General features: G+C 37.5%; 19 protein-coding genes and 1 other RNA gene. 10 read left to right on the top strand and 10 right to left on the bottom strand.

What is annotated here, in order from left to right:
• Window positions 1-188 precede the first annotated feature (188 nt).
• The 10 genes from C6H22_RS05560 to flgL form a co-directional block, all read right to left on the bottom strand.
• Complete coding sequence (locus C6H22_RS05560; RefSeq protein ID WP_104694342.1) at window positions 189-380, bottom strand: hypothetical protein; 192 nt, start codon at window positions 378-380, stop codon at window positions 189-191.
• Between the two features lie 44 nt (window positions 381-424).
• Complete coding sequence (locus C6H22_RS05555) at window positions 425-988, bottom strand: hypothetical protein (RefSeq protein WP_158654632.1); 564 nt, start codon at window positions 986-988, stop codon at window positions 425-427.
• Between the two features lie 182 nt (window positions 989-1,170).
• Window positions 1,171-2,100, bottom strand: coding sequence for an acetyl-CoA carboxylase carboxyl transferase subunit alpha (gene accA, locus C6H22_RS05550; protein WP_104694340.1), 930 nt, complete (start codon window positions 2,098-2,100; stop codon window positions 1,171-1,173).
• Between the two features lie 10 nt (window positions 2,101-2,110).
• Window positions 2,111-3,349: a beta-ketoacyl-ACP synthase II gene (locus C6H22_RS05545; protein ID WP_104694339.1), complete on the bottom strand. Its 1,239-nt coding sequence runs from the start codon at window positions 3,347-3,349 to the stop codon at window positions 2,111-2,113.
• 81 nt (window positions 3,350-3,430) lie between these two features.
• Window positions 3,431-3,661 carry an acyl carrier protein gene (gene acpP, locus C6H22_RS05540; RefSeq protein WP_104694338.1) on the bottom strand — a complete coding sequence of 77 codons (231 nt, stop codon included), beginning with the start codon at window positions 3,659-3,661 and terminating at the stop codon, window positions 3,431-3,433.
• A 90-nt stretch (window positions 3,662-3,751) separates the two neighbouring features.
• Entirely contained in the window at window positions 3,752-4,495 is a 744-nt protein-coding gene (fabG, locus tag C6H22_RS05535; protein WP_104694337.1) for a 3-oxoacyl-ACP reductase FabG, read from the bottom strand.
• 107 nt (window positions 4,496-4,602) lie between these two features.
• Window positions 4,603-4,700, bottom strand: an RNA gene (gene ffs, locus C6H22_RS05530) — signal recognition particle sRNA small type.
• Between the two features lie 82 nt (window positions 4,701-4,782).
• Window positions 4,783-5,463: a homeostatic response regulator transcription factor HsrA gene (gene hsrA, locus C6H22_RS05525; protein WP_104694336.1), complete on the bottom strand. Its 681-nt coding sequence runs from the start codon at window positions 5,461-5,463 to the stop codon at window positions 4,783-4,785.
• 80 nt (window positions 5,464-5,543) lie between these two features.
• A complete protein-coding gene (locus C6H22_RS05520; RefSeq protein WP_104694335.1) occupies window positions 5,544-6,326 on the bottom strand; it encodes a polysaccharide deacetylase family protein in 783 nt (260 codons plus the stop codon).
• A complete protein-coding gene (flgL, locus tag C6H22_RS05515; RefSeq protein WP_104694334.1) occupies window positions 6,323-8,869 on the bottom strand; it encodes a flagellar hook-associated protein FlgL in 2,547 nt (848 codons plus the stop codon). The genes C6H22_RS05520 and flgL overlap by 4 nt, the downstream gene beginning before the upstream one ends.
• Window positions 8,870-9,177: 308 nt before the next feature.
• On the opposite strand from flgL, the gene C6H22_RS05510 reads away from it, so the two are divergent.
• From C6H22_RS05510 to C6H22_RS05465, 10 genes are all read left to right on the top strand, one after another.
• A complete protein-coding gene (locus C6H22_RS05510; RefSeq protein WP_104694333.1) occupies window positions 9,178-10,341 on the top strand; it encodes a NifS family cysteine desulfurase in 1,164 nt (387 codons plus the stop codon).
• A 166-nt stretch (window positions 10,342-10,507) separates the two neighbouring features.
• A complete protein-coding gene (locus tag C6H22_RS05505) occupies window positions 10,508-11,488 on the top strand; it encodes an iron-sulfur cluster assembly scaffold protein (RefSeq protein ID WP_104694332.1) in 981 nt (326 codons plus the stop codon).
• Between the two features lie 5 nt (window positions 11,489-11,493).
• Window positions 11,494-12,615, top strand: a complete 1,122-nt coding sequence (locus C6H22_RS05500; RefSeq protein WP_158654631.1) for an acyltransferase family protein — start codon at window positions 11,494-11,496, stop codon at window positions 12,613-12,615.
• Between the two features lie 58 nt (window positions 12,616-12,673).
• Window positions 12,674-13,723, top strand: coding sequence for a D-alanine--D-alanine ligase (locus C6H22_RS05495; RefSeq protein ID WP_104694330.1), 1,050 nt, complete (start codon window positions 12,674-12,676; stop codon window positions 13,721-13,723).
• Window positions 13,724-13,728: 5 nt separating this feature from the next.
• A complete protein-coding gene (locus C6H22_RS05490) occupies window positions 13,729-14,505 on the top strand; it encodes an alpha/beta fold hydrolase (protein WP_104694329.1) in 777 nt (258 codons plus the stop codon).
• A complete protein-coding gene (locus C6H22_RS05485) occupies window positions 14,484-14,753 on the top strand; it encodes an acylphosphatase (protein WP_104694328.1) in 270 nt (89 codons plus the stop codon). The genes C6H22_RS05490 and C6H22_RS05485 overlap by 22 nt, the downstream gene beginning before the upstream one ends.
• Window positions 14,754-14,763: 10 nt before the next feature.
• Window positions 14,764-16,236: a Mur ligase family protein gene (locus tag C6H22_RS05480; protein WP_104694327.1), complete on the top strand. Its 1,473-nt coding sequence runs from the start codon at window positions 14,764-14,766 to the stop codon at window positions 16,234-16,236.
• Between the two features lie 10 nt (window positions 16,237-16,246).
• A complete protein-coding gene (locus C6H22_RS05475) occupies window positions 16,247-16,732 on the top strand; it encodes an HIT family protein (RefSeq protein ID WP_104694326.1) in 486 nt (161 codons plus the stop codon).
• A 10-nt stretch (window positions 16,733-16,742) separates the two neighbouring features.
• Window positions 16,743-17,588, top strand: coding sequence for an ankyrin repeat domain-containing protein (locus tag C6H22_RS05470; protein ID WP_233707059.1), 846 nt, complete (start codon window positions 16,743-16,745; stop codon window positions 17,586-17,588).
• Between the two features lie 76 nt (window positions 17,589-17,664).
• Window positions 17,665-18,405, top strand: a 741-nt coding sequence (locus C6H22_RS05465) for an FAD-dependent oxidoreductase (protein ID WP_104694325.1), incomplete at its 3' end; no start/stop codon positions are given.

Raw genomic sequence — 18,405 nt, 5'->3', positions numbered from 1 at the left:
TACAGGATTCTAACATGTTTTTAACATACATACTAGATATCTAAGTAAAATACAAGTTTTTTGATTTTTTGGTAATACTTGGGGGGGGGGTTGTGCAATGATAACGATTTTTAAATCTTTCTATAAACCATAATGAAGATCCAAAACCGCATTCTATACAAATTTCATTGATATTTTTACTAGAATACTCAAGTAAAATTTTGCCTTTTCAAATCGCCTCTCATCAAGTCAATGTTTTGGAGAAAGCCCAAAAACTTGCTTAAATTTTCTACTAATGTTGCTTGATCGGTTTTGGCGTATTCTGTTATTTGCGCAACATTATCAAACTCTTTTTGACAATACAAAAATGCCAAGTATGAATATAAGGCAAAGCCTTGCATGATCTGCTACGCAAAGCTTATAAAAACTCGAGTATATTGCACACTTAGATACAAAAATAATTCTTCAAATTTATGCGACACAAAAGGCAATAATTCCTCTCTAGATTCTTGAATATAAAACTCAAAGTTTTTTGTGATTGTAGAGAGCATATCAGAATCTCGGATCGGAGATGAAATACCTCAAATCCTTGTACCCAAGAATGAAAGTGCAGGCGCTCTTTATGCTTGCTTACAAACTCAAGCAAACTTACATTATCAAAAAAATAATAAAAGTGCCCATATCTAGGGTTGCTAGCTTGATTTATATCACTTGTTGCCCATACATCAAGTGCTGTTATATTGCTTAGACAATAATTATCTGCTTGCAAAAATAAGTCTTCGTTTGCCCTAATCACAAAATCACCACTTTTGGTGTACATAATCTTTTCGCCACACAACACGATTACAAAACAATGCATATCAATATACACCTGTTGTTTAATGCCACTTTGTGTTTGGGTATACTTTGCAAATGCTACATGTGATGTGCTAAAAAGTTTTATGTGGGGTGATTTTTGTAAATCCCTAGGAAAATACGCAATCCTATCCATACAAACCTTTATATACATATCAAGAAACCCTATCATTATACAAGTTTTTTGTTATATCAAGGTATTACATAAAGAAGATAAGACTTATGAAACTTAGGATTGAAGCGACGCATGTCTTTTTAAGTATAACCACATTTCGTGCAACGTAGAGCTAAGCCATGTGTCTAGAATCTTTACAAGAAATATACACCAAGCTTGAATTAGTTAGCAAAGACTCCATAACGCATGATTTTTTCATAACGCTTTTTCATATATTTTTCATCATGCTCAAGTTCTTCGAGAGATTTCAAAAAATACTCTTCTATGGCTTTTGCTGCTCCCGCCTTGTCTCTATGTGCACCTACCGATGGCTCCATAATCACATCATCAATGAGTTGCATTTTTTTAAGTTTATCAGGAGTGATTTTTAGTGACTTTGTTGCAGTTTCTAGCTTACTTGGATCATTCCATAAAATTGCAGCACAACCCTCCGGTGATATAACACTAAATACAGAATACTGCATCATAGCAAGTCTATCAGCCACAGCAACAGCCAACGCACCACCACTCCCACCTTCACCTATCACAACAGAAATAGTATGTGTTTCAAGCGCTGCAAAATCCTGAAGATTTTTTGCAATAGCCTCACTCTGTCCGCGCTCCTCTGCACCCACACCAGGATATGCACCCGATGTATCAACAAGCATTAACACAGGCAAACCAAATTTTTCCGCAATTTTTGCGGCACGCAATGCTTTGCGATAACCCTCTGGATGAGGCATACCAAAATTACGCATAAGCTTATTTTTTGTACCTCTTCCCTTTTCCTCACCTATCACGACAGCGGGTTGCACACCAATTTTTCCTATAAAGCACACTATAGTCTTATCATCACGAAAATGACGATCGCCACAAATTTCATATTTATCTTTAACAATTAAATCAATATAATCCATCGCATAAGGTCGATCTGGGTGTCGCGCAAGTTGCAATTTTTGATAATCACTCATATTACCATACACTTGCGCTATCTCTTTATCCAAAGCCTTTTTAAGAATCTCTATTGCAGCATGATCACCACGGATATCAGCAGACTCTACATCATCTTGTAAACTTTTGATTTTTTGCTCAAAATCAAGGTAAGTAGCCATCTTTGAAGCCTTAAATCCTTTTAAAAATAATTACACCATTGGTGCCACCAAAACCAAAAGAATTGCTCATCACAGCATCAACTTTTGCTTGTCTCGCAGTATTTGGAATATAATCAAGATCACACTCTGGATCAGGAGTTTCTTGGTTGATTGTAGGTGGAAGCACGCCTTCTTGCATTGCCATAATAGCAATCACAGCTTCTAGAGCACCTGCTGCACCCAAACAATGCCCAATCTGACCTTTTGTAGAACTTACAAATGGGACATTTTCTTTTGATCCAAAAGCACTCTTTAACGCCATAGTTTCAAACAGATCGTTATAAGCTGTGCTTGTGCCATGTGCATTTACATAATCAATTTTTATATTTGCCATCTTAAGTGCAGCTTTCATCGCACGCAACGCACCCGCTCCACCTGGAGCTGGAGTCGTGATGTGATTAGCATCACTGCTTTCACCAAAACCTACAAGTTCTGCATAGATTCTAGCTCCGCGTGCCTTAGCACTCTCATAATCCTCAAGCACCAATGCACCAGAACCCTCACCCATAACAAAGCCGTTTCTATCTTTATCAAAAGGTCTTGAAGCCTTTTGTGGCTCATCATTTCTGTCAGAAAGCGCTTTCATCGCCGCAAAACCACCGATACCTACAGGACATATCGCAGATTCAGAACCAACCACAAGCATTTTATCTACTTCACCTATCATAATAGACTTTGTCGCTTCGATAATAGCATGTGTGCTTGCTGCACAAGCTGTAACGCTAGAAACATTGGGTCCCTTAAGACCAAATTCAATGGATGTAAAACCTCCGAGCATATTCACAAGTGCAGAAGGAATAAAGAACGCACTAATTCTCCTTGGTCCTTTTTCGGCACATACTATAGAATTTTTTTCAATATTGCCAAGTCCACCAATCCCTGCCGCAGAACTTACACCAAAGTTATCAGCAATATTTGCACTAACTTTTCCATCACTTTCGAGCAATCCAGAATCTAGCATGGCTTCCTTGGAAGCTTTGAGGGCAAGTTGAATGAATCTATCAGCTTTTTTGACTTCTTTGGGATCCATTACTTCATCAGGGCTAAAATCGGTAATTTCGCCAGCAATTTTTACAGGAAAATTTTCCACATCGAAACAAGAAATTCTTTTAATTCCACTTTTTCCCTCAATGATAGCCTTAAAAGAATCGCTCCTATTAAGTCCTAGTGAATTAATCATGCCAAGACCTGTTACTACTACTCGACGCACATAATCTCCTTGTATAGTGTAATAAAATTAAAATACTCTAAAGGGTAGATTCTCCACAATAAAGAGAATCTAAATCACTTATTACTTAGCTTTTTCAATATAACCTACAACATCTTTTACAGTTTTGATAGCTTCAGCATCTTGATCTGGAATCTCAATACCAAATTTTTCCTCAAGTGCCATGATCATTTCAACAACATCCAATGAATCTGCATTAAGATCATCGATAAAGTTTGAATTTTCCTTCACCTCATCAGCATTTACACCTAATTGTTCAACAATTACTGCCTTTACATCATCAAAAAGTGCCATATAAAATCTCCTTGCATTTAGAATTAACTTACAAACAAGTCGGAATTATAACCAAGAAAAACAAAAATAACCTTAAACTTTATAGCCAACCTACATATAAAGCCCACCATTCACCTTCAAAACTTCACCGGTAATATAACTTGCTTCATCACTTAAAAGAAACGCTACAGCATTCGCAACTTCCTTTGCTTCTCCAAATCTCGCTAGAGGAATATTTTTGATATACATATCTTTAATCTCATCCTTGAGAACTTCTGTCATATCTGTGCGAATAAAACCCGGTGTTACACAATTAAAGCGTATATTTCTAGGTGCACCCTCATAGGCGAAGCTTTTTGTCATAGCAATCATACCGCCCTTACTTGCAGCATAATTTGTTTGTCCTGCGTTGCCCCTTTCACCCACAATAGAGGAAATATTTACCACAGATCCGAAGCGTTGTTTGCTCATAACCTTAAGCGATTCTCTAGCACCGATAAATGCCGATTTCAAATTTGCATCAATCACACCCGTAAAATCTTGTGTGCTCATTCTTATAGCAAGTTTATCATTTGTAATCCCTGCATTATTAACAAGATATCCTAATGCTCCATCGCTTTCAATAATCGCTTTGATAGCATTTGAGAATCCTTCTTCATCGGTGGCATCAAAACACACAACCGCGGCTTTGCCACCCTGAGATTCTATTTCGCTTTTAAGTGCATCAGCAATTTCTGGTTTGCTACGATAATTAATCCACACTTTTAATCCATAACTCGCCAATACCCTACAAATTTCAGCACCTATACTTCTACTCCCACCTGTCACAAGAACATTTTTACCAGCAAAAGTCATACTCTATTCCTTTATGTAAAAAAAATATGATGTTACACCATCAAAAGACATTATAACCAAGATCAATTAAGGAAATGCTTTAAGAAAGCTAAGAATCTGAGAAGAACCCCCATACAGATACCTACGGCACACAAAAATCTAAGTTACTCTGCTGTGTTCCCACCCTGAAGTGTTGTCTTAGAAGCCTATTGCATAGGTCTATAAGAGGGCAAATGAATTATATACAAGCTAGACTTAAAGAAAAATTTAAAATTAGAAAAAACTAAACTTACAAACAACAAGCAACCCTAGCTCTCGCTAGGTGCTTTTGGATAACAGAATCTATAACCTCTGCGACGCACTGTTTCAATGGTGCTAATACAAAGAGGCTTATCCATTTTTTGGCGAATCTGATTGATAGCTACTTCGATAACATTTGGGGTTACAAGCTCTGGCTCCTCCCAAATCGCATCTAAAAGTTGCTCTTTGGATACAATCTGATCGCGATGTCGTGCTAAATGCGTTAGAACCTCAAAAGGCTTGCCTTTCACTTCGATTTCTTGTCCCTTATACGTGATTTTTTCCTCATCTGGGTTAATCACAAGATCTTCAATTTCAATCACGCTAGATCCCCAAAACTTGAGTCTAGCTTCCACGCGGACAAGCAACACCTTCATATTAAGTGGCTTTGCAATGAAATCATCGGCGCCATCTTTAAAAGCCTCAATTTCGCGCTCTGCATTCGCTTTGTCAGAAATAATAATCACAGGAGTGCGCGGAGATTTTTCCTTCACTTGAGGAATGATTTCCACTCCCGCACCATCAGAGAGATTGTATCCGCTTATAACCAAATCATAATTTCGGATACTAATAAAATACTCACCATCTTTAATATTTTCAGCTATATCTGTTTGATAACCACCTGCACCAAGCGTATCGCTAAGATCCTTGCTAAGTGATACATCATCCTCTATAATTAAAATTCGCATAATCTTTCCCTCTTACAAGATTCAAACTCTTAAAAAACCCAGGCATTATAACACATAAAATATTTTTTTGTTAAAAAACCTTATAAAAAGACTCCAAAAAGCCTATATCTCAAAGCATTGTTACAAATAAAAAGAATTTTTTTCAAGTAAGGTAAGCTATTACGCATAGCACAATATGTATTCTCATCCAAGCAAGAATCCTGAAAGTTTAACCCATGTTGCTTGAGATAAAATGCCTTAAAATCCATTTTTTTGGCAGTGCGTAAAAGTGTAGCATCATGCTCACCACGAGGCCAAAGCAAATGGGTAGTTTGTATCCCAAGATGTTGTGAAATGAGATCTTTTGAAAGTTGTAAATCTTCGTGCCAAGGCTTTATTACATAATTTGAAAGCTGATATGTGTGCGTCATAGAACCAAAACTGATAATATCTTGTGTTTGTCGCAACTCTTCCCAAGTGCATACCACCGATCGAGGATTTTCTTTTAGCGCTATCATAGATTCATCATGAGGGAGTTCACTACTTTGTGTATTAGGATTGCTTATAGCTTGTTTTGAGGCTTCATCAATCCATTCTGTAGCAATAAAAAGTGCTGCCTTGGCATTATATTGCCTCAATACAGGCATAGCATTGGTATAAAAATCTCTCCAACCACCTTCAAAAATTACAAGAATATATTTTTTCTTGCTAGATTCTAAAGACCCCGTATTATATTTAAGCATCACATATTCATCAAGGCTTAAAAACTCATAACCCTTCTTTTTTATATATGCAATCTGTTTTTCAAACTCCGCCACACTTACGCTTTGAGATTCTGCTCTGTCTCTAATGTGCTGATAGCTAATGATAGGTATATTTTTCATAGATAATTCACCAATGACATTTGATTAATGCGACTTGTTGAAGCCAAAACCGCATTGTAGTTCGTCGTGAGATTGGAAAAGTGGTTATAGGTTTGTGCCATATCGGTGCCAATATTATCATTTTTGATAGAAGCAATTTGCACCTTAAGCACTTCATTGCGTCGCAAAGCATTTTCAAAACTCCTTCCATGTGCGCCATTTTGGGCAATCATCTTTTCTATGTGGTTGCTAAAATGCCCAAAAAGCTCAATGCTATTTTGTATGCCGATATTGCGCATATCTGGCACATAATTATCCCCATATGCGTCTGGTCGATAAATTCCATTACGCACAGCCTTAATCATTTCATCAAGCCCATCAAAAAAATTGATATCTGGTTGGTCGATTGTGAGGGCATTATTGGCATTAAATGTCAAAAAAGTTGTGTGATCATGCAATGCCTGTTCGGAAAAATCATTGCTTTGATCATTATAGATCATAAATTTCATACGCGAAATAGATCGCATTTGATCGGAAATCTGTATACGCCCTTGTGGGGTTAAGGCTACTTCTATTTTGCCTTGTTGGGCTTGAAGCAAAGATTCAAAAGCTCTTTTACTTTCTTGCGTTGGTGTGCCATCTTCTAGCTGTGCATTGATATATGCTTGTGAATCTTGATTAGAATAATTCAGTGCAATACCAATAGCGTCCATTAATTGCCTATATGTTAAGTCATCAGCTTTTGTAACACTCACCGCAGGGGGTTCATCGTGTGGATTATAAAGCGGAATATGAATCTCTTGATTAGACTTTGAATCTGGAATAACCAAAAACGATCCATCTTTATTGCTAAGCATAACGCGTGCTTGGAGTGGCACACCATTATGATCACTAAGATTTAAATTATATACCTGTCCATCGACGCTACCACCTGCAACATCAGAAAGCTTGGTATCATCATTAGCAAATCCCATACCGCCACTTAGAATCTGCTGCACGTTAGACACTAATTTTGATCCGCGATTTTCAAACGCCAATCTATCATATTCTGCCTTATAATCACTCCTAAGCCCATCGCGCAATTCCCCATTACCATATGTAGAAAGCGAAAAGCTAAACCCGCTCTCACCATTAAATGGAGGCTCATAAGTGTCTTTGTCTTTGTTTTTGACATTATTGTCCCTAAAGACCAATTCACCATTAATCATCTCTCCCTCGAGTTTGCCACCAAAATACATGCTCACTTGCTTGATAATATCACGAAATTGCATAGAATCATCAATAGTAATTTTTAGATCCTCTATAGGTTCAGGATTTATTTTCCCATCATTAGTATTTGGGCGTGTGCCGGCAAAAACTAGTGTATCAACACCTTCTGGCAAAACATCACGAACCTTTGTTGTAAGTGTGGCAGGAACATTGTCTTTGGTAAGAAATGTTGAAGGAATTTTAGAAATTCTATAATCATAATTATCCCGCAACGCCATAATGGTATTTTGTGAGTATTCACCTATGAATGGACTCTTTTGAAAACTCGTAACTTTTGCACCTATGGAAGCAAGCTCATCAAGATTTTCTACATCCTTATCGCTTGATATGAGATGAAAATCCAAATTTGCGTTACCGGGTGCTAAATTTTTTATTTCAATTTGCCCCCAATAATTTAAACTCACATCCACAACCTTATTTTTAGAGGTGTTGCCAAACTCCTTGCCTATCTTATCTAATAAATCTTGCACTTTTGTAGCGTTTTTTTCATCTCCAAAACCCACATCAAAAGAAAATTTACTCTTAAAACTTGTGCCATCAGGACGCACACCACGCATATAAAAATACTCTTTCCCATTATTATGTGTGATCCTATCATCATCGCCCAACAAATCCCTTAGGGTGTCAGTAGCCTTAATATACACTTCTTCAGGGATATCGCCACGGCGGATTCTATCCATAATATCAGGATTTAACTTACTTTGATTAAGCTTCCGTACATTAGTGGTAATGGTTTTGTAGTTATCAGAATCCCTACCAAAAAAGAGCTCATTACCAGTAATATTGTATGGCATAAGATTGCGTGAGCTTATCAATGCTTCCAAACGCTCATTATTTCCTTTATATGTGCCATCAGGTTCAAAAGGACGAATCTTGACATTACTTCCAGCAAAGAGAAATTCCCCACCAATTGAAGTGTTAGCAATATTAATCATATGTTCTTTAAGTTTTTCCAAATCTCGTGCAATTGCCTCGCGTGAGATAGGAGAATGTATATCATTTGCTGCTTGAATGAGCTTGGTATTAAATTGCACCGCTGTTTGAGAAAGCTCTGCCAAAGCCTTATCAGTGTTAAGTGTACGTGTGTAAGCGGTATTAGAATTATCTATGCCTTGATCAAGGTTTAATTCTTCATATTCGAGCTTTAGATTCTGATTAAACACTGAACTATCTTGATATCCATACTGAATCTTTAGTCCTGATGCAATTTTTGTGTTAATGTCAGAAAGCTTACTTTGCATCGTGCCTTGATAATAATTCATTTGGTTATATTTAGTCCCAAAAGTGATACGCATTATTCTCACAACCCCCTTACAAAAGGTAAAACTCTACACAACTATCGCAATTATAATAATAAAATGTAATGTCCATGTCAAAAACCTGCATTTTCTATTCCATAGTTTTCTACTAGCTCTCCCTAAATATAAATAACTCTTTAATATATGTTTACTGAATTGCACAAAGCAATTTTGATACCCAAAATATTTTTTAGATTCAAAAAAGGACAACTATATATTAATAAAGATTGTGTAAAATCCACGCGTTTTATCCCCTGTAAACTTAGACAATATTTTTCTAAACAACAGATAATTTAGGAGCAACGATGAAAGGCGTATATTTAGACAATAATGCAACAACTATGGTAGATCCCAAAGTCAAAGAACTTATGGACCCATTTTTTTGTGAACACTATGGCAACCCAAACTCTTTACATAAGTTTGGCACACAAACCCACCATCCTATCCATAAAGCAATAGAGGAGCTTTATAGGGGCATTAATGCAAATGATGAAGATGATATCATCATTACTTCTTGCGCGACAGAATCTAACAATTGGGTGCTTAAAGGTGTGTATTTTGATCTTATCCATAATAGTAATAAAAACCACGTAGTAACTACCGAAGTTGAACACCCAGCAGTGGGTGCAACTTGTAGCTTTTTGGAATCTCTTGGCGTGCGTGTTACTCGCTTACCAATCAATAGTAATGGCAATATCTCCCTATATCAGGTGCGTGAGGCAATCTGTGAAGATACTGCACTTGTTAGTATTATGTGGGCAAACAATGAAACAGGACTTATTTTTCCTATAGAAGAAATTGGTGCGTTATGTAAAGAAAAAGGCATATTATTCCACACAGATGCAGTGCAAGCTATCGGTAAAATCCCAGTAGATGTACAAAAAGCAAATGTAGATCTCTTGAGTTTTAGCGCACATAAATTCCATGGACCAAAGGGCGTAGGTGCGCTCTATATCAGAAAAGGCGTGGAATTAACTCCATTGTTTCATGGTGGAGAGCATATGCGTGGGCGTCGTAGTGGCACACTAAATGTCCCTTATATCGTTGGTATGGGAGAAGCTATGCGATTAGCTATAGAGAATCTAGATTATGAAAATACGCAAGTTCGTGCATTGCGCGATTATTTAGAAGATGAGCTTCTTAAAATCAAAGATGTGTTTGTTGTAGGCAGTCGTGAAAATCGTGTGCCAAATACGACGCTTATTAGTGTGCGTGGCATTGAAGGCGAGGCGATGCTATGGGACCTCAACAAAGCAGGAATTGCTTGCTCCACAGGTAGTGCATGTGCAAGTGAAGACCTTGAAGCAAACCCTGTGATGGTAGCTATCGGTGCAGATAAAGAGTTAGCCCATACAGCCATTAGAATCTCACTTAGTAGATTTAATACTAAAGAAGAAATTGAATATATGCTAGATGTGTTTAAAAAAGCAGTAGAAAGGTTGCGCAATATTTCTAGCTCTTATGAATAAATGACATTAAGAGAATCCGGTACAATTAGATTCTCTTAATTCCTTAAGTCAAGTTAAAGTTGCTTGGTACACTTTTGGGCAGAAAGCATCCGTCCAAAATTGTGCTAATCATTACAAATGAATACACAAAACAAATTCTTAACATAATAACAATTAAGGAACAAATATGGCAAAAAATGACTTACTCGGTGGTGCTCTTTGGGACGCATATAGCAAAAAAGTGAGTGAAAGAATGGATAATCCTACACATTTAGGCGTGTTGACACAAAAAGATGCAGATGCTAGAGGTGCAAAACTTATCGTTGCAGACTATGGTGCAGAATCTTGTGGTGATGCGGTGCGATTGTATTGGCTTGTAGATTCAAATGATGTGATTATTGATGCGAAATTTAAAAGCTTTGGCTGTGGCACGGCTATTGCAAGTAGCGATATGATGGTAGAACTTTGTCTTGGCAAAAAAGTGCAAGATGTTGTTAAGATTACTAATCTTGATGTGGAGCGCGCGTTGCGTGATGATCCTGATACACCAGCTGTCCCAGGGCAAAAAATGCATTGTTCGGTTATGGCATATGACGTAATCAAAAAAGCAGCAGGAATATATTTAGGCAAAAGTGAGGAAGACTTTGAAAATGAAATCATTGTATGTGAATGTGCACGCGTAAGTCTTTCAACAATCAAAGAAGTTATTAAGCTTAATGATCTTAAAACCGTAGAAGAAATCACAAACTACACTAAGGCAGGGGCATTTTGCAAAAGTTGTGTCAAACCTGGTGGACACGAAAAGCGTGAATATTACCTTGTGGATATTCTTGCTGATGTGCGTGCAGAAATGGATCGCGAGGCACTCAAAGATAATGTCGCAAAAAGTGCGAGTGGAGAATTAGCGTTTAAAGATATGACAATGGTGCAAAAAGTTAAAGCAGTAGATTCTCTTATTGATGCGCAAGTGCGACCAATGCTTATGATGGATGGTGGCAATATGGAAATTTTGGATATCAAAGATTCTAGTGATGGATATATTGATGTGTATATACGCTATCTTGGAGCATGCAGTGGTTGTGCAAGTGGGGCGACAGGGACACTCTTTGCTATAGAATCTGTATTGCAAGAAAACCTTGATCCAAATATCCGCGTATTTCCAATCTAATAATGATGATACATGGGAATAAAAACATACACTTAGGCGCATTAGATAGTTTTAGAGGAATTGCTGCTATTAGCGTGGTAATCTTTCATTTGTCCATTAGTTCAGCTGTGAGTGAGTGGGATTTTTTTCGCCACTCCTCACTATTTGTACCTTTTTTCTTTGTATTAAGTGGTTTTGTTATAGTCTATGCCTATGATACAGCTACTTTTACCTTCAAGCGTTTCATGATTGCACGAGGCTTTAGAATCCTACCTTTATATTATCTCGTGCTACTTGCGTTTCTTATTTTAGAATATCTTAAGTATGTATTTTACTCCCAATTTGGGGTTTTCAATAACCCTCCCTTTAGTAAAACAAATGGTATAGATCAGATACTACCAACCTGTTTATTGCTACAATCTTGGCTCTCTTGGACATATCCACTCTCATTTAATTACCCCGCTTGGAGTTTAAGTGTAGAATGGTATCTCTATATATTTTTTGGAATCTTAATGTGTATCCCAAAATTTGCGCGTTATGGAATTATGCTTCTTAGTGCTAGCTTTGCATATTTTCATCTTATAGGATTTATAAGGATCGAGGGTGTCTCTGGTATTTTATATTTTTGTAGTGGTGTGCTTGTGTATTGGGTTTTTACCATCTGTAAAACAAAACCCTTGTCACCATTATTGCTTACAATCCTAGAAGCTCTTATGATTATTGTAAGTGTCTATATCATTACTTGTAATCAGGAACAATATGCAGTGTTTGTCTTTAGTGGCTTAGTGCTTATCTTTGGGCTAAGCTCATATTGGAAAAATACAGCCTATAGGGGGGGGGGGATTACCTATATAGTAGAAACTAGATTGTTTAGATTTCTTGGCACACTCTCATATAGTATCTATATCTCCCACGCTTTTATTATAGGAATCTTTGGTGTGTTGCCAAGATTCTTTGTCAAATATGGCTATGCGCAGACTAATTTCATAAACGAAAGGTTTTATATAAATTTTGGTAATCCTCTTTTAGCAAACCTTTATCTATTGGCTAATCTCTGTGTTGTCGTGGCTTTTGCCTATCTCTTACATAAATACATCGAAAAGCCATGCATAGCTTTTGGTAAAAACCTCACAAACAAACGCACATAATAATCTTTTTAGTTATTTCAAGCTACAATCCAGCCTCAAATTGTAGCAAAGGAATATGATGGGTATTGGTATAGTATTTGGTGGAGCAAGTTATGAGCATGAGATTAGCATTGTTAGCACAATTGCACTAAAAAAAACGCTTGGAGCATACATAGAGCACTATATTTTCTTAGACGGCAATCATCGCTTTTGGCTTATTTCACACGAATATATGAAATCTTCATTTTTTGCCCAAGGCTTATATAAAACAAAAGCCAAAGAACTCTTTTTAGGCAATGGTGGTTTTTACTATCCACAGGGCTTATTTAATAAACCAAAGATTCTTAAAATTGCAGTTTTATATAGCCTCATACATGGGGCTGATGGCGAAGATGGCACACTAAGTGCGCTTTGTGAATTTTTTACAATCCCTTATATCGCACCACGCGTGCAAGCTTGTGTTTTGAGTTTTGATAAATCCCTCACAAAGCTTTTTGCAACCCAAAGGGATGTGCTCACTCTAGAATCTCAAATACTCACACAACAAAACACACCGACACTTACAATCCCATATCCTGTGATTATTAAACCTGCAAGACTTGGTAGCTCTATTGGCGTGAGCGTAGTCACGCAAGAAAGCGAATTACGCTATGGACTTGATAGTGCGTTTGAATATGATACGCGTGTGCTTGTTGAGCCATTTATCGAAAATGTCAAAGAATATAATCTCGCAGGGTGCAAGATTGGGGAAGGATGGGTTTTTTCTATCGTTGAAGAACCTTGTAAAAAACAATTTTTAAATTTTGAGGACAAATATTTAGATTTTTCACGCACACAACAAGTGCTACGCGCTGATATATCCCCTGCACTAGAGCAAGAATTGCAAGAAAATTTCAAAAAAATCTACACTGATGCATTTGAAGGTGCACTGATACGCTGTGATTTTTTTGTGATACAAGATCGTGTCTATCTCAATGAGATTAACCCGATCCCTGGTTCTGGTGCACATTATCTTTTTGCAGATTTTCTAGGCACTCTCCAAGCACTTAGTGCAAATCTCCCGCATTCAAAGCGTATTAAGCCAAGCTATAAATATATAGAGCAAATCCAAAGAGCGAAGGGTAAATAAACGTTATGGCAAGCGCACAAATCTCTTATCACCATAACACTTTTGCTATTAGTTATGCATTACAGAATCTACATATTACAAATCCTCGTGGTGTGCTTGTGTTTTTGCATGGGTGGGGAAGCAACAAGGAGCTTATGAAACTTGCTTTTGGGGAAAGTTTTAGAGATTATGTGCATCTTTATATTGATTTACCCGGTTTTGGAGCAAGTCCAAATACCCACATTCTCCACACACACGATTATGCCAATATTATAGAATCTTTTCTTTCTTATACACGCACACATTTTAATGAGCTAGATTCACAAGAATACATTATGGTCGGGCATTCCTTTGGTGGCAAGATTGCGACCATTCTTGCCAAGACACAACTTATTCTCTTAAGCAGTGCGGGGATAGTAGTCCAAAAATCCCTTAAAGTGCGTGCCAAAATATTCCTTGCAAAACTTTGCAAAAGCCTTGGCATCAAAGCAACCTTTTTGCGATCCAAAGACGCCGACAACCTCAATGAAGTAATGTATCAAACCTTTAAAAATGTGGTAGATGAGGATTTTAGCCCCTTGTTTTTGCAATGTAAAGCACAAGCCTATATATTTTGGGGCAAAGATGATAGTGTTACGCCACTAAGCAGTGGAGAACAAATAGCCTCGCTTTTAGCCAATAGCCATTTTTTCGCGCTTGAAGGGGATCATTTCTTTTTTCTCAAACAAGCCAACAAAATAGAATCTCTTTATCAAAATGCCATATCACACAAGGAGTATAAATGCAAACATATTACATCTTAGTTTTTGGAAAAGTGCAAGGCGTGGGATATAGAAAGTTTGCCAAATACCACGCCGACAAACTTTCTATACAAGGAAGCACACGCAACCTTGAAGATGGTAGTGTAGAAATCTATGCCCAAGGGGAACAAAAAGTGCTCGATGCATTTATGCAATATTTAAAAAGTGGCCCAGAGCGTTCCGATGTAATGCATATACAATCCCAAAAAATAGCACCGCGTGAATTTAGTGGATTTGTAATTTTAAAATAAGTGAGAAAGTATGACTATAGAGTATTTTATCGGTATCGTGGCAAGATTTTTGCTAAATTTTGAGTTTGCATATTATCTGATTACACTCTTGCAATGGTATAACTACAGCTTGTATCGCATTATTTTTATGCACCATAAGCTTATGTGGCATATATGGTTTTTTCTCTTGCCACTTTCTCTTGCCACTGCGCTACAGATTCAAGGATATACAGAATATGTCATGCTCATTGCCCTTACTTTGCTTATAGCCCTTGGAATATGGCGTTTTAAACAAGATAAGCCACTCAAGTTTACCAAACGTGTGCAACGCTTTTTTGCCTTATGCTTACTTTTTATCCTGCTTAATGAAGGGTTGGGAATCTTATTTGAAACCTCTACCCCTTTTATGAATCTCTTGCCGTTGGTGTTTGCACTAGTGGTATCCAATCTCTATGAACGTGTGCTACTCAAGCAATACAGACAAATCGCCAAAGACAAGCTAGGAGTGATGAGTCGCCTCAAAATTATCGCTATCACTGCAAGCTTTGGTAAAACAAGTATCAAAAATTTCTTGCAACAGATTCTAAGCACACACTTTAGTGTCTATGCGACACCGCGTAGTGTCAATACGCTTACAGGTATTATGGCAGATGTTAATGAGAATCTTGATTATAGTGTAAATATTTATCTTGCTGAAGCAGGAGCGCGCCTTAAGGGAGATATTGATGAAATCACACAATTTTTACAACCACAATACGCAATAATTGGCGAAGTAGGTGCACAACATTTAGAATATTTTAAAACACTAGAAAATATCACAAATACAAAGTTTGAAATTCTCAATTCTTCACGCCTTAGAAAAGCCTTTGTATTTGAACAAAATACCCTACCAAAGGATTTAGATTCACAAAAAAAGAAACTTATTAGTCTCTATCCTACTGGTTGTAGAAAGATCAAAGCCACGCTAGAGGGCACAAGCTTTGAACTAGAATATAAGGGAAATTGGTATCCATTCCACACGCAAATCTTAGGGGCTTTTAATGTCGGAAATATTGCTGCTGCTGTTAGTATGGCATTAGAACTTGGTATGCGTATGAGCGATATCCAACATAGCGTTAGCAAATTTGAACCAGTGCCACATCGTTTACAAAAGATTTTCACAAATCAAAAACTTATCCTTGATGATAGTTTCAATGGCAATCTCAAAGGTATGCTAGAAGCTGCGCGTTTGGCATCATTATATGAAGGGCGAAAAGTTGTCGTAACACCGGGTATTGTAGAGAGCAATCAAGAATCTAATATAGAACTTGCAAGATATTTTGACAAAGTTTTTGATATTATTATTATCACTGGCACTCTCAATGCAAAAATATTTTCTAAACATATTTCAAAAGCACAAAAAATTATCCTCCATAGTAAAGAATCCCTAGAGAGTATGCTTAAGGCTTGCACTTTGCCTGGCGATCTTATTCTTTTTAGTAATGATGCACCAAACTTCATTTAAAAGGAGAGTGATGCAAAGAATCTATGCTCCGTGGCGCAAAGAATATTTTGGATCAAAGGATACATCTTGTGTATTTTGCGCCATTAGCGCTTCTCCTGAATCAGACAAGAAAAACCGCGTATTTTATCGTGATGAAGTCTGTTTTGGTGTGATGAATCTCTATCCTTACACGCCCGGACATTTTATGCTTATCCCACACACACATTGTGATTCACCAGAATTATTAGATTCTAAAGTTTGGATACACATACAAACCCTAAGTCAAAGAGCCTTTGGAATCTTGTATGAATATGGTGCTAGTGGGGTGAATATGGGTATGAATATCAAAAAAGCCGGTGGAGCAGGAATACCTGAACATATCCATATCCATTTTGTTCCACGCTACATAGGAGATACAAACTTTATGACTTCTGTGGCTAATGCACGCACATATGGAGTAGATTTTGATGAAATTTTTGAAAAAATCGCAACACTTGCCAAAAAACATCTACACTAAGGGGAGAAGTATGCGAATTGTAGTCTTAATGATGTGTTTAAGTTTTGGAAGTATGAGTTTTGGAGCAAATGATCGATACAATAATATGCTATTTAGTAATAACTATACAGAAGTCCGCAAGGGGATTTCCTTAGGAGCCGATGTCGAAGCAAGACTACGCGGTAGCACACCACTTTATGATGCTGCGCGTAAGGGTAATATTGAGATTGTGGGATTGCTCATAGAGCGTGGAGCTGATGTTAATGCTATATGCCATGGTGAAACTGCATTACTCAAGGTTGTGGCATTGGGTAATGTGCGTATGGCAAAAGAACTCATACAAAAGGGCGCCAAAGTCAATGTAGCCGATGAACATTTAGGCAACACACCCTTGCATTATGCTGTGCTCAAAAAAAATACTGCTATGATAAATCTCCTCCTCTCTAGTGGTGCAGATATGTATGCCAAAAATAATCGTGGTGACACACCAGCGCGTGTAGTGCTTGCCAACAAAACTATGCCAGCAGTAAGCATAGAAAATGATGATATTATCTTGCGTGCAAATGCCTTTAATCTAGGCAAAGGAAGTGTAGGTCTTAATATCAGTAACAAAACAGATGAGTTTGTTACAATCACATACCTTGCACTTTATGTCGATGGAGATTTGATAAGTGAAATAGGTGTCAATAAAAAACTTGCACCAAGAACTGGAGGATCAGTGGGTGTGCTTAGTGTGCCACAAGAAACCTATGAGGGTGCAAAAATCAAAAAATCTGGCTTGGCAAGTGTGAAATATGGCTTTGCAGTCGAATACGACATAGGTGGAAGATCGCGAAGCTTATACAAAAATACAAAAACAGAATTTCAGCTATGGTAGCAATAAATAACAAAAAATATCATTTGTTTAAGACATTGTCATATAATCCTCTAATCTAAAAACAAAGGAGATACAAATGATTGATCTAGCAATTATTGGTGGTGGTCCTGCTGGACTTACTGCAGGATTATATGCAACACGAGGCGGGATAAAAAATGTTGTTTTATTTGAAAAGGGAATGCCTGGCGGACAAATCACAGGTAGTAGTGAAATAGAAAACTATCCGGGCGTCAAAGAAATCAAAAGCGGTTTGGACTTCATGGAGCCATGGCAAGAGCAATGCTTTAGATTCGGATTGAAGCACGAAATGACAGAAATTAGTATGGTGAGCAAACAGGGCGATATTTTTACAATCACACAAGGCGATGGCAAAGTCGTAGAAGCCAAAGCGGTGATTTTTGCGGCAGGTGGACGACCAAAACGATCTGGTGTAAAAGGCGAGGATATATTTTGGGGGCGTGGTGTAAGCACTTGCGCGACTTGTGATGGATTTTTTTACAAAGGTAAAGATGTAGCAGTCATTGGCGGTGGCGATACAGCACTTGAAGAAGCGATCTATCTCTCTAGAATCTGCAACAAAATCTATCTTATCCATAGACGAGATGGTTTTCGTGCTGCACCTGTAACAATCCAACATGTCAAAGAAAATCCAAAAATAGAGATTATCACCCCCACAATAATAGAAGAAATCAAAGGTGATAATAGCGGTGTAACGGGTGTAACAATCAAAAATATCCAAAGCGGAGCTGTGCAAGATTTGGCAGTATTTGGTGTTTTTGTATTTGTGGGTTATGATGTAAATACACCGAACCCCAAA

Origin of the sequence: Helicobacter equorum (assembly GCF_900198655.1) — a bacterium.
Taxonomy (GTDB): Bacteria; Campylobacterota; Campylobacteria; order Campylobacterales; family Helicobacteraceae; genus Helicobacter_F; species Helicobacter_F equorum.
Note: the sequence above shows the minus strand (reverse complement) of the source record. Positions and strands in the feature narration are given on the sequence as shown.